This is a genomic window from Advenella mimigardefordensis DPN7 (assembly GCF_000521505.1).
Lineage (GTDB): Bacteria > Pseudomonadota > Gammaproteobacteria > Burkholderiales > Burkholderiaceae_B > Advenella > Advenella mimigardefordensis.
The window spans coordinates 4638845-4653471 of the sequence record NZ_CP003915.1 but is presented as its reverse complement, the minus strand read 5'-3'; the positions used below and the strand labels follow the sequence as shown (position 1 = coordinate 4653471).

Annotated in this window: 16 protein-coding genes; 1 reads left to right on the top strand and 15 read right to left on the bottom strand. The window is 58.8% G+C overall.

The genetic code is table 11. The features are described from left to right. Window positions 1–7: 7 nt before the first annotated feature. The 11 genes from MIM_RS21370 to MIM_RS21320 all read right to left on the bottom strand — a co-directional run bounded on the left by MIM_RS21370 (window position 8) and on the right by MIM_RS21320 (window position 9695). Window positions 8–2392, bottom strand: a complete 2385-nt coding sequence (locus MIM_RS21370) for an MMPL family transporter (protein ID WP_052342360.1) — start codon at window positions 2390–2392, stop codon at window positions 8–10. Further along, window positions 2337–2972: an outer membrane lipoprotein carrier protein LolA gene (locus MIM_RS21365; RefSeq protein ID WP_052342359.1), complete on the bottom strand. Its 636-nt coding sequence runs from the start codon at window positions 2970–2972 to the stop codon at window positions 2337–2339. Before MIM_RS21365 ends, MIM_RS21370 begins: the two co-directional genes overlap by 56 nt. Before the next feature lie 15 nt (window positions 2973–2987). Then, window positions 2988–3422 carry an acyl-CoA thioesterase gene (locus MIM_RS21360; RefSeq protein WP_025374787.1) on the bottom strand — a complete coding sequence of 145 codons (435 nt, stop codon included), beginning with the start codon at window positions 3420–3422 and terminating at the stop codon, window positions 2988–2990. Then, window positions 3415–4341: an LpxL/LpxP family acyltransferase gene (locus MIM_RS21355; protein ID WP_025374786.1), complete on the bottom strand. Its 927-nt coding sequence runs from the start codon at window positions 4339–4341 to the stop codon at window positions 3415–3417. Before MIM_RS21355 ends, MIM_RS21360 begins: the two co-directional genes overlap by 8 nt. Next, complete coding sequence (locus tag MIM_RS21350; protein ID WP_025374785.1) at window positions 4338–5081, bottom strand: glycosyltransferase family 2 protein; 744 nt, start codon at window positions 5079–5081, stop codon at window positions 4338–4340. The genes MIM_RS21355 and MIM_RS21350 overlap by 4 nt, the downstream gene beginning before the upstream one ends. A gap of 83 nt (window positions 5082–5164) precedes the next feature. Beyond that, a complete protein-coding gene (locus tag MIM_RS21345; protein WP_025374784.1) occupies window positions 5165–7057 on the bottom strand; it encodes an AMP-binding protein in 1893 nt (630 codons plus the stop codon). Next, window positions 7054–7626, bottom strand: a complete 573-nt coding sequence (locus MIM_RS21340; protein ID WP_222836903.1) for a COG4648 family protein — start codon at window positions 7624–7626, stop codon at window positions 7054–7056. Before MIM_RS21340 ends, MIM_RS21345 begins: the two co-directional genes overlap by 4 nt. Before the next feature lie 13 nt (window positions 7627–7639). Then, entirely contained in the window at window positions 7640–7891 is a 252-nt protein-coding gene (locus MIM_RS21335; protein ID WP_025374782.1) for an acyl carrier protein, read from the bottom strand. Window positions 7892–7900: 9 nt separating this feature from the next. Then, a complete protein-coding gene (locus MIM_RS21330) occupies window positions 7901–8173 on the bottom strand; it encodes a phosphopantetheine-binding protein (RefSeq protein WP_025374781.1) in 273 nt (90 codons plus the stop codon). Further along, window positions 8170–8946, bottom strand: a complete 777-nt coding sequence (locus MIM_RS21325) for a lysophospholipid acyltransferase family protein (protein WP_025374780.1) — start codon at window positions 8944–8946, stop codon at window positions 8170–8172. The genes MIM_RS21330 and MIM_RS21325 overlap by 4 nt, the downstream gene beginning before the upstream one ends. Continuing rightward, entirely contained in the window at window positions 8943–9695 is a 753-nt protein-coding gene (locus MIM_RS21320; protein WP_025374779.1) for a beta-ketoacyl synthase chain length factor, read from the bottom strand. The genes MIM_RS21325 and MIM_RS21320 overlap by 4 nt, the downstream gene beginning before the upstream one ends. A 323-nt stretch (window positions 9696–10018) precedes the next feature. On the opposite strand from MIM_RS21320, the gene MIM_RS21315 reads away from it, so the two are divergent. Continuing rightward, complete coding sequence (locus MIM_RS21315; RefSeq protein ID WP_025374778.1) at window positions 10019–10453, top strand: hypothetical protein; 435 nt, start codon at window positions 10019–10021, stop codon at window positions 10451–10453. Window positions 10454–10511: 58 nt separating this feature from the next. Here the strand turns inward: MIM_RS21315 and MIM_RS21310 are convergent, their stop codons facing one another. From MIM_RS21310 to MIM_RS21295, 4 genes are all read right to left on the bottom strand, one after another. Continuing rightward, the gene (locus tag MIM_RS21310) at window positions 10512–11309 is read right to left on the bottom strand and encodes an SDR family NAD(P)-dependent oxidoreductase (RefSeq protein ID WP_025374777.1); all 798 of its coding nucleotides are present in this window, start codon (window positions 11307–11309) and stop codon (window positions 10512–10514) included. Beyond that, window positions 11296–12237, bottom strand: a complete 942-nt coding sequence (locus MIM_RS21305; protein WP_025374776.1) for a BKACE family enzyme — start codon at window positions 12235–12237, stop codon at window positions 11296–11298. Before MIM_RS21305 ends, MIM_RS21310 begins: the two co-directional genes overlap by 14 nt. A gap of 109 nt (window positions 12238–12346) precedes the next feature. Continuing rightward, window positions 12347–13381 carry a 3-hydroxyacyl-CoA dehydrogenase gene (locus MIM_RS21300; RefSeq protein ID WP_025374775.1) on the bottom strand — a complete coding sequence of 345 codons (1035 nt, stop codon included), beginning with the start codon at window positions 13379–13381 and terminating at the stop codon, window positions 12347–12349. A 37-nt stretch (window positions 13382–13418) separates the two neighbouring features. Then, window positions 13419–14624 (bottom strand): ABC transporter substrate-binding protein, encoded by a 1206-nt coding sequence (locus tag MIM_RS21295; protein WP_025374774.1) that lies wholly within the window; start codon window positions 14622–14624, stop codon window positions 13419–13421. Window positions 14625–14627: the final 3 nt, after the last annotated feature.

Below are 14627 nucleotides of genomic sequence, written 5' to 3'. Positions count from 1 at the left end.
AACTCATTCAGGATTCAGATTCGGGTGTCAGAAAGGATCGCATGTACCAGAAAGTATATATTACGTTGCAAAGCACGCCCAGCACCACGCTCAGGCCAAACGTAGCCACGGCGGGTGTGGAGCTGAAGTACAGCAGGCCAAAGGTGATCATGGTGGTGATCGAGGTCATGAAGATCCCGGCCGTCTTTTCTTCGGCAGGCAGCGTGGGCGTATAGGCGTAGACGGCGTAATCAATGCCGATGGCCGTCACCAGCAGCAGGCCGAAAATGCAAAACAGGTTCAGGGGGATGCCGACGAGGCCCGACAGGCTCATGACCGTCACCGAGGCCGATAGCGGCACCAGTAAAATTCGCAAGGCAGGCCGGGTGCCGAAGACGCGATACAGGATAAGAAATCCCACTGTATACGACAGAAGTTTCAGGAGGATGGCTTCCAGGCGGGTTTGGGCAAAGAGGCGATTGATATGACTGCGCTGGTCGACCAGTGTTACACCCGGGATATTCTGGATAAGCGCGGGCAGTACGGCCGGGTCCTGTAAGCCATTCATGGTCACCATGCTACTGGGCCGGCCCTGTTCGTCGCGTCCCAGCCAAAGGGCGCGCCAGGGTTCAGCCAGGGTGCCTTGCAGCGATTGTTCTATGGTCAGCGCCGGCTGCGCCTGACGGCGCTGGAGTTCGGTGCGCACGGCGCTGTCCGGTACGCCCAGTGCGCGTAGTGGCGCCCACGCCTGGGGTTGCTGTGCCAGTGTGGCCAGCGTGGCGTTAAGTGCCTGTTGTTCGCTCACCGGGTTGATCCACTGGCTCAGGGCGGTGTAGTTGCGCAATTGCCCCTGGGCGATCAGGGGATCCAGTCTGGCTGTCAGGCGCTGTTCGGTTCGCAGCAGGCTTTCCTCATCGATCGCCTGCACAATGAAATATTGGCTGGTAGGTTCAATGCCGGTCAGGCGGCCCACTTCCATCGCCTGAGTCAGTAGCGGCTGGGGGGTGTTGACCCAGTTACGGATGTCGTCGTGCCAGTTGCTCAGATACAGTCCGCTGCCGGTGACGGCCAGCACCAGGAGTGCCAGCAGGGGAGTATGGCGGATGCGCTCGCCGGTGCTGCGTATGTTGCGGCGCAGGCGGTCCAGTAGCGGCATCAGCCCCGGCGTGGGGCGCGGTTGCCAGTGGTTGAACAGGGCCGGCAGCAGCAGGCGCGTAAACAGGAACGTACTGATGACCGCAGCTGAGGAAAATACCGCAGTCTGCTGCAGGATCGGCAGGGGTGTGAGCAGCAGGAACAGGTAGCCGGTAACAGTCACCGCCAGGCTGATGATAAACGGACGGGATACGCGCCTGACGGCTGGCCATGGCTGCCAGCGGGCATCCAGGGTGGCGTGACTGAGCCAGTGCAGCGGAAAGTCAACGACCAGCCCGACCAGGCTGGTGCCGATAATCAGTGTGAGAATATGAATGGAACCCAGCAGGGCAACGCAGGCGGCAAAACCGCCCAGCAGGCCGGCCGCGACCGGCAGTGCCAGCAGAAGAATGCGGGCGGAGCGGAACATGAGCAGCAGAAACAGGATGGTCAGCATACTGCCGGTGAGACTCATCCAGGTGCTTTCCTGGCCACCTTCGGCTTTGCCGTGTGCGCTGTAAATGGCGCCGCCGGCCATCAGCACCTGAACATCCTGGCTTGCTGCCTGTTGCCGGGTCTGGTCGATCAGCGCCAGCAACTGTTCGTCGCGACCGCTACGGTCCGCGGCGTCCAGTTGCGCGCGCATGACATACCAGATGCGATTGTCCGCCTCCAGTTGCATGGTGTTGCTGGCGATATCGTAGTGCACGGCAGAGATGGACTGAAGCTTGCCTGACAGCCGGGCAGCAAACCCGAGCCAGTCCTGGTCAGCGGCAACCAAGGTCTGTTCACCCAGTGGTGACATGATGTGCTGGGCGCGCCGGGCAAACCAGGCCTGCGGGTCGCGGGCCAGTGCTTCCCGCGCCTGTTGTGGCAGGCCGGCCTGGTCCATGCGACGCAATTGCTGGCGTAATGGCTCCAGATCGGCGGCGACCTGCAGATCTACGCGGTCGAATAACCTGCTGGCGGACCATTGCTGCGCCTGTTTTTGTGCGGCAGCCAGAGCCCGGGCCGGGTCGGTGGCGCTGGTGAGCACAATAATCTGTCGGTTCAGGGTCTGCCGAATGTTGTCCTGCGCTCGGGTTTGCACTGTGCTTTGCGCCCCATCAGGAGGGAGCAGCATGAGCAAATCGGTATGTACCGGTTGCCGATACGCCAGTTGCCAGGCCGAATACAGCAGCAGACCGAGCAGCCCCAGTACGTAAAGGGCTGCCCAGCCTCGTTCAGGGTTCCAGCGCATGTTGGGCGTCAGCAGGCAGGGGTTGATTGATGCGCACATTGGAAAACAGGATCTCCGTCCTGTCGCCCTGGGTCTCAGCCAGCGTCACCTGTTCGATCGAGCGTGCGCCGCGGATCGTAATGCGCTGGAAAATCTGCTTTAACACCGACGACGTCGGGTCCAGCGTCAGGGTCCAGTCCTGGGCGTCGCCCTGCAGGGTTTGTGTAAATTGTCCCGATAGGCTGCGGGTGTTGCCCGACAGCAGATCCATGAAGAGCCGGATCTGGGTTTGGCTGCCTGCCCCTTGTTGTTGCAGTGGCTGCCACTGTCCTGCACTGTCCTGGTGCATCATGCCCTTCGGTGTGATGCGAATCACGCTGGCTATCGGGCTGCGCGTTTCCCAAAGCAGGCCCTTGTCGGCTGCCATGACAAAGCTGCCCTGGCTCAGTAGCGGTTGTTCAAGTGAGCGCAGGAAACGTTTTTGCTGCACGTCGCCCTGTACCGTCTGATGGGCCGCCAGTTGCTGTTGCAGGTCTTGCAGCGAAAAGGCCTGTGCCGCATGGCACAGCAGGGTCAGAACCAGCAGGAAAGTCAGGCGTGACAGGAAGAAGAGGGACTTGATGGCAGGCATAAAAGGCATACTCTCTACTAATATTCAGGTTTCTGACTGCATGACCTGGCGAATGATGTGTTGCCAGTCTTGCGGGGTCTCGAATTGCATTTCGCGGGTTTCCAGCAATACCGCCACCTGAGTGGTTTCGGCCTGGGTCAGGCGCTCCCCCGAGTCTGCGTCGGTAATCAAATACGCAATGCGCAGGCGCGACTCCCATTCGCGAATGTGGGCATCGATCAATATCTTCTGACCAAAGACGGCGGGACGTACATATTTCAGTTGCATGGTCACCACCGGCCAGGCATAGCCGGCAGCACGCATGGTATCGTAGTTGTAACCCAGTTTGTCGAGCAGGGCGCAGCGGGCAATTTCCAGATATTTCACGTAATGTCCGTGCCAGACGATGTGCAGCGCATCCACATCGAAAAACGGAACGGTCATAGGCACGCAAATGCTCAGGCCCGGGTGCTTAGTCATTGTGCTTCCAGAAATCATAGAAATTGAACCATTGCAGCGGCGCTTTGACGCATACCTGTTCCAGTTGTTGCGCGTAGCGCTGCACCCACAAGCGGATTACTTCATCGCGGTCATGGCGCGTCCACTGAATACGATCGCTCATGCGTTTGATATGCAGGGCGTAGCGACCCTGCTGGCGAATGCAGAACAGCGTATTGACGCTGGCCTTGAGCAGCCCGGCCATGAGCCAGGGCCCCTGCGGGAAGGCAACGGTCTCGCCCAGGAATGAGACCGGGACCACTTTTTCGCCACGCACAGGTTCGCGGTCCGCCGCAATGGCAATCCATTCCCCATTGTCCACCCGTTGTTGCAGCATCATCATGGTATCGATGTCCAGTTCGGTCACCTGCAACAGGCGGATATCGTTGTCGGCGCCCAGGTCGGCCATCACCGCGTTGTACTTCCGGGCATGTTTGCTGTGAATCAGGATATTGAGCACGAGGCCCTTGTGATGCGACACCAGGGCGCGACTGATTTCGGTATTGCCCAGATGCGAGCAGATCAGTATCTGGCCGCGGCCCTGTGCATAGAGCATTTGCTTGTGAATGCCATCGGGGTCTTCAACAACGATATGCTCGTAGCGCAACCGGCCCTGCCAGACCGCAAAACGATCAACCAGCGCCTGCCCGAAAGCAACAAACTGCCGGTAAACCGGCGCAAAGGCAGGCAGCAGATCGGACTTGCCCGACCATGACTGTAAATGTTGCTGATACCGGGCAATATTGCGCCGCTCGGCGGGCGAGGTCACGAAAAAGTACAGTACGACCAAACGGGACAGAATGGCCAGCAGCCACATGGGGCAGTATCGGATCAGCCGGGCAAGCAGCCTGAGCACAAAAAGATTGCCACGTTCCTGTTTGGTGGCCCAATGTTCACTCATGCGTCACCTTTGGTGAAAGCGCGCCGCAACAGCGAGGGCAGAAAAGGCAGCATATGCAGGCAACTGCGTGTATGCATGCGGGTAATAAGCAGGTTGTCGCGCACCATACGATAGTGCGAGATGCCGTCGGCCGCGTAGGAGACGCGGGTCGGGATCCAGCGTAAAGGTGTCTGGCGCCAGTAAAGGTGCATCAGGATTTCCGGATCAAAATCCATCCAGTTGCCCAGATACGGCGTGTTGTCAACAAACCGGACCGCTGCCAGCGGGTAGAGGCGAAAGCCACAGAGGGCGTCGGGAATGGAGCGAGACAGGGTCTGCAAATGGACCCAGAACAGGCTTACCTTGCGCCCGTGCAGCCTTGCGGTCGGAATGTCATCGCCGTATACCGGTCGCCCGCAGATGGCGGCCTCGGGATGCTGTTCGGAAAGGGCCAGAAAGGCGGGAATGTCGTCCAGATGATGCTGGCCGTCGGCGTCCACCTGCAATGCATGTGTGTAACCCATTGCGTGGGTCAGTGTGAAGCCGGTCTTGACGGCGCTGCCCTTGCCGCCATTGACGGGCTGGTGATGCACATGCACTTGTGGCCAGCTTTTGAGCCTGTCCAGCACGACGCGCGAGGGGGCATCGGAGCCGTCATCGACAATAAGCACCGGCAGCCCGTGACGACGCAACTGCCCGACTACCGATTCAATGGTGTCCGGGTGGTTGTAGAAGGGTATCAGGGCAATGGTGCGATTCATAGTACTTAACGTCGTACGTTGCGATTGGCGTTATGGGTTGAGGGTCGCGTTGGCATGGCAGAGGTTCCAAAAAAGAGTCCGGTTCAGGCTGAGTCGACAAAGGCAATACGCCCGGATGCGGTCATGGTCGTGCCGGTCCTTACGGTGAAATACAGCTTGCGTTTGCTATCGTCCCATTTTAACGTCATTGTGCAAGGATCGGCGGGGCGCAGAAAATGCTGGAATTTCAGATTTTCAATGCGTTCAGTGGTGCCGCTGCAGAGCTTGCGCGCCCGGGCCTGCTCCAGCGCCCAGCCCAGCTGCACCACACCGGGAACCAGCGGAAACGAAGGAAAATGGCCCTGGAAATAGACCAGATCCATGGGAACGCGGGCGCTCAGGCAGCATTCGGTGCCGGAAGCCGTTTGCAAGGGGGGGGCCGACGAGTCCGCTGGCGGCGTCTGTGTAGAGGACGCCGAAGGGGGCTCTGATGAGGTGTGGGGTGTAGCTGGGGTCTCCGATGGTGCTGCGGAAGGCCGCGTTGACGGGTTTGCCGCTGTATCGCTTGCGCCTTGTTCCCACTGCGGCGCGCGTACCGTCTGGGTGAAGCAGTCCTGCACGTGCTGCCGGGTGATTTTCGATTGCGCATTGCGGGGCAACGTTAACGGAAACCGCCAGTGACGGGGGACGGCCAGCGGGTCTACCGCCTCGCGCAGCAGGGCCGAAATTGCCCGGACCACGTGGCGTCGCCCGTGTTGTCTGAAGGCGGCGATGCCCTCGGCCGACAGTTCAACCATCGCGCACAGGCGGCCCCCCAGCGGGCTGGGCGCACAATGAATGTCGTTGACATAGGGATGGGACAGGGCGGCCTGCTCCACCCGGCTCAGGGAAATGCGCTTGTCTTCCAGTTTCAGGATGCGATCAGCGCGGCCCAGCAGTATGAAGCTGTTGGCGTCTTGGTGACTGATAACATCTGCCGTTTGTTCGGTGCCGTCGGTCCAGGGGGAACACACCGCCAGCCGGTGTTCGCTGTCCGTTTCCAGACTGACGCCGGGTAGCGCTATCCAGGTTGCCTGCTCATGGCGCGTGGCAATGACACCGGTTTCCGTGCTGCCGTAAATTTCATGCAGGGGCCATTGGCGTTGCAGCAGGTGTTCGCGGGTGGCTTCTGCCAGTACGCCGCCGGCCGATACCACGCGAGCCAGTCGTGGCTGCAACGTGGACCAGGGCAGGCTGTCAGGCAGGCGCTGCAGCAGGGCGGGACTGGTAATCCAGATACACTGCTCGTACATCTGCGTCTGTTCGGCCAGGCTTTCCGGGTAACGCGACGGCATTCGGTCCAGTACCAGACCGGCGTGCAAGGGTACCATCACGCGAAAGGTCAGACCGTACATATGCTGGTGGCTGACGCTGGCAATCAGCGTTGCCGGCAATGCATGCAGCGACCAGGTACGAATCAGGGTAAGGGCTTCGGCGTGCAGCTGCCTGAAGTATTTACGGATAATGCGCGGGGCGCCGCTGGAGCCGGAGGTACGCAAAAAGGCAACGGCATCGGCAGGCAGCGGCAGAAACAGGCCCTCGGGTCGCGTCTGGAACAGACCTGACGTCTCGGTGCTGGCCTGCATGTCGCGTTGTTGCGGGCAAGAGAGCGACCGGGCCAGGGTATCGAGCCGCAAGACCGGTATGGCCGGGTCGGGCAGCGCATTATCGGTGATCCACAAGTCTGCATCAGCCTGTACCCAGGAGCGGGTATCGCCCAGCACATCCGGTGCCAGCAAGACCTGAACGCCAGCAGCCCAGCAGCCCAGCAGGGCACAACTGAACAGGGCGGTATCGTCAAACCACAGGGCGGCACGCGTGCAGGCGCGATCCCGTAAATGCTGGTGCAGTTGATTGATAATGGCCTCGAACTGCGCACGGCGCATGGCCGGACGTGTGGCAACCAGTGTATCGGTATGGGGAAACGGTAACAGAATACCGCTAGTGGCGTCACTCATGCTGAATGCTTCCGTTTGTAATGACGACGGTAAATCCATTCCCCGGCAAACAGCAGCCCCATCAGTACATAGGAGATAAAGCCCGTATATAGTGACCACGCATGCAGGAAACCAGCTTGCCACAGCAGATAGATCGTGCTGCCGTTCAGAACGAAAAAGACGCTCCAGATTTTTGTCACTTGCCGGGTGTATGACACGGCCGACGCGGGCAGATCCGGTTCCTGGCTGCGAGCGATGCGTTCGACGACCGTCATGCGGGTAAACAGACTGCCGGCAAAGACCGCCAGCAGCACCAGATTGATGACGACCGGATAAAAGTAAAGGAAGCCGGGCATGTCTGCAAACCGGAACAGGGCGACGCATACCAGCAGTGACAGGGCGACGATTTGTTGCCAGCGTTGCCGGCTGAGCAGGCTTTTAACGCCCCAGAGCAGCAGCAGACCGACGGTCATCCACAGGACACCGATGCGCTCCCTGCCGTAATAGACCAGAAACGGATAGGCAGCCAGGCTTAGCAATACCAGCAGATTGAACAGGCGCAAGGCACTGCGCGGCAATCGACTCGACACCGGCCCGCTTCCTTTATGCCGTGGTCAGCTTGCGGCTTACGGCATCAACGACATCCTGCACCTTGCGTACATTACGGAAATCTTCTGCCAGCAGCTTGTGGCCGGTGACACGCTTGATATGATCAATCAGATCGATAGCGTCGATGCTGTCGATGTTCAGATCAGTGTACAGATCGGCATCAGGCCGGATACGCTCGGGTTCAATGTCAAACAGTTCCACCAGTGCGGTCTTGAGCGTCTGATAGATGTGGTCTGATGGGTTCATGGTAGCACCTCAGGTATGTGGATTATTTTTCAAATCATTAACAAACGCAGCAAGTGTATTGATGTCCGTGAAATGTTCTCGCAAATTCTGTGTTTTGGTATTGAACTGGATGCCAAAGTGCTTTTGCAGGGCCAGACCCAGCTCCAGAGCGTCAACCGAATCAAGGCCGAGCCCCTCACCAAATAGCGGGGCGCTGTCTTCGATCTCTTCTGGTGTAATGTCTTCGAGTCCGAGGCTGGAGATAATTAATTGTTTGATTTCCAGATTGAGCGCTGTGGTCATTTCTGTAGTTCTCGTTCAAAATAAGTCTGTAGATGGGCATTCAGTTGCCGGGTTGCCGCAGGCATATGTTTTCCCGCTTTCCACTGAGCCGGATCAATGTCATCGCCGATGATGAATTCATAATTAACTTTTTCATACGGGACCTGATACCACGGCTGGTTACGTTTAAAGCAACGAGGATGCATCCGAATTATAACAGGGGTGATTACCGTTGCGCCGCGCAGGGCGATGGCACACGCGCCGCGGTGAAAGCGGATCACATTGTCATCGCCGGTGCGCGTCCCCTCGGGAAAAATAAGGACCGACTGCCCGCCCTGCAAGGCAGCGACGGCATAGTCGATGACCTCGGGAGAACCATTATTGGGGATGAAACCACAGGCACGGATGGCGCTATTGAGGAAGGGGTTGTCCAGCAGGCCTTGCTTGACAATGCAATTGGACTGCCGGGCGTGTGCCAGCATGAAGACCACATCCAGCAATGACGGGTGGTTGGCGATAATCACCTGTCCGGGGCGGCCCAGCCGGCTTTGTTCGGGGAAGCGGTAATTGAACCCGCCAATGAGCCGGACGTAACGCAGGAACTGGCGCCACAAAAATTGAATAATGCTGCGCGCCCGTTTTTGATTTGTTATTCGGGTTTGATCCAGCAGGCCGCTGGTGAAGGGCAGCAGCACGACTTTGAGGATAATGCCAAACAGACCAAAGACGACATAGCCGCTGGCAATGGCCAGCCAGCGCCATTTATGCCATAGGAATGCGCTGATTCGGCTCATGTCTGGCGTGTCCATGTCCAGCAGGCCGGCGGTCGGCCGGTGTGGGTCGCCCACTGCGATTCACCGCTGAGCAGTCTGGCACACACCCCGGCGCAGCCGTCTTCATTCAGCGGCACATTCGCGGGGGGGCGGGCGTCCTGGCACAGCCTCCACGCTGAGCCCTTTTGTACAAGCAGTGCACAGGCCAGTGCAAACGGCTCTCGTTCAATACGAACCTGATACTGGCCGTCCAGCGGATCGTTGGCATACAGCACCAGTACCTGCCCGGCCCCATCCTGCAGCATAAGCCAGGCGTCCAGCAGGGCGTTTTCCAGCCCATTGCTGTCAGCGGAAATGGCCGACTGTTCGGCGTAATTGCCGTGATGGATGGCCAGTTGGCCGGCAATGGCGTTATGTACCGACAGGCCAAAAGAGGTGGGGGACACGCCGTTACCTTTGGCCAGTTCAATCAGTAGCTGAAAGCTGCGGTTGATTTCGCCGTTGCGCGATGAAAACACCACAGGGCATTGCGGATGATTTTCCAGAATGGGCCAGGCCGTGGCAAAAATCAATCGGGATAGCGGGCTTAGCCTTCGACGCTGCATGGCCGGCAGAAAACTGAGCGTCGGCGCCTCTTGCGGGTTCTGTGCCCGGTTGTGCTCTTTTTCCCGAGGACCATCTGCCCGCAGCCACTGAGCCCACTGCGCCGCGGTCGATAAGCCGGGAGCCAGAGCGTGCTGTTCGGAGATGGTCAATTCAAAGGCGAGCATGTGAAGTCATTAATTTCAGAGTGTTGACTGAAAGAAAAATTATTATAATATGTTTCTTTGTGTGACAAGATGAAACATATCCTGTTCCAAAACGAAAATCCGCAGCCAATGGCGATGCGTGGTGCCTGGCTCCAGGGCCAAATGACAGCAACGCCGCTTCGCAGGGAGATTCAGAAATATAGTACACATTCGGGTCCTTGCGGCCGTTGTACAGGTGACATATGTCGCAGTTGGATTCAGGTCGTTTCAGGTTGGCTGATTGTTGTCACATTCTGCCACACGGCAGTGTAGTGGTTTCTAACATTTTGCTCAGGAGAAATGCAATGCCCGGTAAAATTTCAATCGTATGTTTCACCGCCGTGCTGGCAGTGGCAAGTACACAGGCGCATGCCCGTGATACGCGCTACGATTTGCCCATCACGCAGGCGCTGACCGCCCCGGAAGCGGCAGGCATCGTGGACCCATCCATTAAAATGACGTTCGGACGCAGGGGGCCAGGTCAGGTCATTCTGGCCGATGCGGTGACCAACAAGAAAACCAGCCGGGTCGGCAAGGGGAGTGATGAAAAGGCGTGCGTCTGGGCCTTTCTGTCTGCCTATAAACAGTTACAGCAGCGGGCCAAAGAACTTGGCGGCACCGGGGTGAGTAATATCGTGAGCTATTACAAGAAGAACGTGAATGCGAGTACGGTCAATTACGAGTGTCATGCCGGCGCATTTGTGACGGGCGTGGCGCTCAGGGGAGATATTGTCCGCTGAGCACCACGTGCAGGTCGGTCAGATATTGGTCTGATGTGGTCGGGTGCCGCCCGGCCATCTACAGCGCGATGGTAAAGCCGCCGTCTACGGCCAGCGTCTGACCGGTGACAAACGACGCTTCCCGCGACGCCAGATAGCATACCGCGCTGGCGATATCGTCCGGGCTGCCCCACTTTTGCTGGGGCACGCGATCAAACAGCCACTGGTTGAAGTGTTCGTCTTTTTGCAGTGCCTCATTGAACTCAGTGGCAATATAACCAGGAGCAACTGCATTCACGGTAATGTGATGCGGGCTCAGTTCCACCGCCCATTGGCGGGCCAGTGCATGCAGGCCGGCCTTGGCAATGGTGTAGGCGGAAATATCCTTGCGTCCCTGCAGGCCCGTGACCGAGCCGGTCACGATGATGCGTCCGTATTTTTGCTGCACCATATGGCTGGCCAGATGGCGACCCAGTGCCCACTGCGCCGTGAGATTGAGCCACAGTACTTCTTCGAACTTTTCCTGGGGAAAAGTCAGCAGGCTTTCACGATGCTGCATGGCGGCGTTGGCCATGAAAATCCGGACGGGGCCATGTTCCTGAATCAGGCGGTCAACCGTCGCGATCGATTGCTGGACATCCGCTGCGTCAAATGGCGCCTCTATGATTTCCAGCCCGTCCTGGCGCAGACGGTTTGCCGCCTGCGCGACCGTATCCGCCGATCGGCCATTGATAATGACCCGGGCTCCCTGCTCGGCCAGCGCACGTGCACTGGCCAGACCGATGCCCCGGCTGGAGCCGGTCACCAGCGCAAGCTGCCCGTCCAGCGAGAACCGCGCCGGGCGCTGACCCTTACCCTGGTCTTTAGAAGCTGACATTGGCCGCACCCTTCAATTGCAGGATCTCGCGTGCCTCGTCGGGGGTCGCGATTTGCAGGTTCAGGCCTTCGAGCACCTGGCGGATTTGTGAGACCTGATCGGCGTTGGATTCGGCCAGCCGCTTCGGTGCAATCCACAGAGAGTCTTCCAGACCGACCCTGACGTTGGAACCCATGCTGGCCCCCATGGAGGCCAGCGGGATCTGATTGCGACCCGCACCCAGGATAGACCATTGGTAGTCCTGCCCGAACAGCCGGTCGGCCGTGCGTCGCATATGCATCAGATCTTCCGGGTGTGGGCCGATACCGCCCAGCAGACCGAATACCGATTGAATGAATGGCGGTGACTTGACCAGACCGCGATCCATGAAATGGGCCAGGTTATACAGGTGGCTGATGTCATAGCATTCGAATTCAAAACGCGTACCGTTGTCATTGCCCAGTCGCAGAATGGTTTCAATATCCTTGAAGGTGTTTTTGAACACCAGATCGCGGCTTTTTTCCAGGTGTTCGCGCTCCCACTCATGCTTAAATTCCTTGAAGCGGTCCAGCATGGTGTACAGGCCGAAGTTCATGGAGCCCATATTCAGGGAAGCCAGTTCGGGTTTGAAGGTAGTGGCCGGGCGCATGCGCTCTTGGACCGTCATGTGCGGGCTGCCGCCGGTGGTGATATTGATGACCGCATCGGTTTCTGCCTTGATGCGGGCCAGAAATGGCCTGAAAAATTCCGGGTCCTGGGTAGGGCGGCCGTCTTTCGGGTCGCGTGCGTGCAAGTGCAGGATGGCTGCGCCGGCGCGGGCTGCGGCAATGGCGTCGTCGGCAATCTGTTCGGCGGTCACCGGCAGATGTGCAGACATGCTGGGTGTATGAATTGCGCCGGTTACAGCGCAGGTAATAATCACTTTATGGGGTGTTTTGCTCGTACTCATAAGGGTCGTATCCAGGTTCAGAAAGTATGTTGCGCGAGTGTTAAAGGTCTGTGCAGAGGCGTCCGGGGGGCGTCATTACCGCAGCGCGACGCCGTTTGTTCGGAAAGGGTCAGTCGGCGTCCGGCACCTCGGTTTTGTTGAGCTGCTGCAGCTTGTGGGCGGCCAGCGCCATCAGCCGCTGGTCACGCCAGGCACGCCGCGCAGCCAGTTTGTCTTCAGGCAGATCGGCCCGGCGTGCTGTCGTGACGCGATCGATCAGTGCGTTCGACCAGGGTTCGGTATCCACCTGCGTTTTGGCCAGTTCCTGATAAAGGGGCCCGTAACGCTGGGCATAGTCGCGGATGCCCCCGGGTGCGTTCAGATCGATGGTTTCGAACGGTCCCATAAATGACCAGCGCAGTCCCAGGCCATGACTGACCGTGGTGTCCAGGTCCTCCACCGAGACATATCCCTGCTCGACCAGACGGAAGGCTTCGCGCAGCAGGGCGCCCTGCAGGCGGTTCAGAATAAAACCATCAATTTCCTGCAACACCGTCACCGGCTTCTGTTTTACGGCCTCCATGATGGCTCGGGTGCGCACCAGCGTTTGTTCGCTGGTCCATGGTGCGCCGCTCAGTTCTACCACGGGGATCAGCGACGGCGGATTCACCGGATGCGCCACCAGACAGCGGGCACGACCGGCCAGATCTTCGGTAAAGGCCGTAGCCGGAATACCCGAGGTGGAGCTGGCCACAATAGCGTGCGGCGGGGCGGCGGCGTCCAGCCGGGCGAATATATCCAGTTTGATGTCCAGTACTTCGGGCAGGTTTTCCTGCACATAGTCGCTCTGGGCAACGGCCGCTTCCAGGCTGTCAGCGACCCGGATGTGCGCCATGGCGCCGACGACATCGTCAACCAGGCCGTAGCGGGCGAGCGTCTGCATTTGCTGTTCGATCAGCGTCACCGCCTGCTGCGCGGCCTGGGGATTGCCGTCCCAGAGCGTCGTAACGCAACCGGCGCGGGCAAAGACAACTGCCCAGGCCTGACCGATCAGGCCGCTGCCGATAATACTGACTGAAGGAAGGGAAGGGACATTCACGATGACAGGGGTTCCGCTGGAAGTGGGGGCCAGGCATGGGCCAGGCTGGTGATTGCCCAGGGCCATGCCGGATCGCCCCCGGTGATGAGATAAAAGGCAGTGTTTACAGCTTGCACGAGGATGCTTCGGACTCGGGGCCGTAGGCTTCTTCACCCGGGATGGTGGCCGATACTTTGAAGTAATCCCACTCACCCTTGGATTCTGACGGTTTCTTTACTTCGTGCAGGAACATGTCATGCACCAGCAGGCCGTTACGCCGAACTTTGCCGTTCTTGATATAAAAATCTTCAATCGGATTGGATTTGAACCAGTCCATAATAGTCTTGCCATCGTCGGTGCCGCTGGCGGTCACCGCTTTCAGGTAGGTTTTGACGGCTGAGTAATCACCACCCTGATTGAAAGTAGGCATGGCGCCGTGCTTTTTCATAAAAGCCTGCGACCAGGTGCGGGACGGTTCGTCCTGATCCCAGTACCAGGGGGCAGTGCGATACATACCTTGAGTTGGCTCCAGCCCCAGCGCATGGATATCGCTGATATACACCTGCAGGCCAGCCAGTCGCATGCTGGAGGTCACGCCAAAGTCGTTGGCAGCCTTGACCGAGGCAATGAAATCATTGCCCGAATTGGCCAGCCCCAGGATTTTGGCGCCCGAAGACTGGGCTTGCAGCATGTAGGATGAGAAATCTGCTGTGCTGAGGGGGACTTTGACGCTGCCCATGACTTTGCCGCCCGACTGGCTGACCACGTCCGACGCGGTTTTCTGCAGGGCATGACCGAAAGCATAATCGGCGGTAATGAAGAACCAGTCCTTGCCGCCCTGTTTGAGCACGGCAGAAGCAACGCCATACGCCGTAGCCCGGGTGTTGTAGGCATAGTGCACGGTGTAGGGGGTGCAGTATTCATTGGTAATGGCAGTGGCACCGGCGCCGACAGAAATCAGCGGAATGTGTTTTTCTGCCGCTACGGTGGCGATGGCCAGCGTGGTGGCTGAATTGGTGCCGCCGATGATCACGTCGATTTTATTCTGGTCGATCCAGGCGCGTGCCTTGGAGGCGGCCAGATCGGCGCGGTTCTGGTGGTCGGCCGTCACAAGCGTGATTTTCTTGCCGTCGATGACGCCGCCGACTTCGTCAATCGCCATCTGGATCGCCACAGTGCCACCGGGGCCGTCGGTATCGGCATACACACCGGACATATCGGTAATGAAGCCGATGCGGATTTCATTGTCCGATATTCCACCTGCTGCATGCGCCAGTGACGCAGCAGCCAGCGCGCCGCACCCGGCAAGCAGTCGTGTTGTTGATTTCATCCT

Coding starts and splice junctions, on each gene's coding strand:
- MIM_RS21320 (WP_025374779.1), bottom strand. CDS start 9,695: ATGCTCGCCTTTGAATTGACCATCTCCGAACAGCACGCTCTGGCTCCC.
- MIM_RS21310 (WP_025374777.1), bottom strand. CDS start 11,309: ATGTCAGCTTCTAAAGACCAGGGTAAGGGTCAGCGCCCGGCGCGGTTC.
- MIM_RS21370 (WP_052342360.1), bottom strand. CDS start 2,392: ATGTGCGCATCAATCAACCCCTGCCTGCTGACGCCCAACATGCGCTGG.
- MIM_RS21315 (WP_025374778.1), top strand. CDS start 10,019: ATGCCCGGTAAAATTTCAATCGTATGTTTCACCGCCGTGCTGGCAGTG.
- MIM_RS21355 (WP_025374786.1), bottom strand. CDS start 4,341: ATGAGTGAACATTGGGCCACCAAACAGGAACGTGGCAATCTTTTTGTG.
- MIM_RS21335 (WP_025374782.1), bottom strand. CDS start 7,891: ATGAACCCATCAGACCACATCTATCAGACGCTCAAGACCGCACTGGTG.
- MIM_RS21295 (WP_025374774.1), bottom strand. CDS start 14,624: ATGAAATCAACAACACGACTGCTTGCCGGGTGCGGCGCGCTGGCTGCT.
- MIM_RS21330 (WP_025374781.1), bottom strand. CDS start 8,173: ATGACCACAGCGCTCAATCTGGAAATCAAACAATTAATTATCTCCAGC.
- MIM_RS21305 (WP_025374776.1), bottom strand. CDS start 12,237: ATGAGTACGAGCAAAACACCCCATAAAGTGATTATTACCTGCGCTGTA.
- MIM_RS21325 (WP_025374780.1), bottom strand. CDS start 8,946: ATGAGCCGAATCAGCGCATTCCTATGGCATAAATGGCGCTGGCTGGCC.
- MIM_RS21345 (WP_025374784.1), bottom strand. CDS start 7,057: ATGAGTGACGCCACTAGCGGTATTCTGTTACCGTTTCCCCATACCGAT.
- MIM_RS21300 (WP_025374775.1), bottom strand. CDS start 13,381: ATGGCCCTGGGCAATCACCAGCCTGGCCCATGCCTGGCCCCCACTTCC.
- MIM_RS21365 (WP_052342359.1), bottom strand. CDS start 2,972: ATGCCTTTTATGCCTGCCATCAAGTCCCTCTTCTTCCTGTCACGCCTG.
- MIM_RS21350 (WP_025374785.1), bottom strand. CDS start 5,081: ATGAATCGCACCATTGCCCTGATACCCTTCTACAACCACCCGGACACC.
- MIM_RS21360 (WP_025374787.1), bottom strand. CDS start 3,422: ATGACTAAGCACCCGGGCCTGAGCATTTGCGTGCCTATGACCGTTCCG.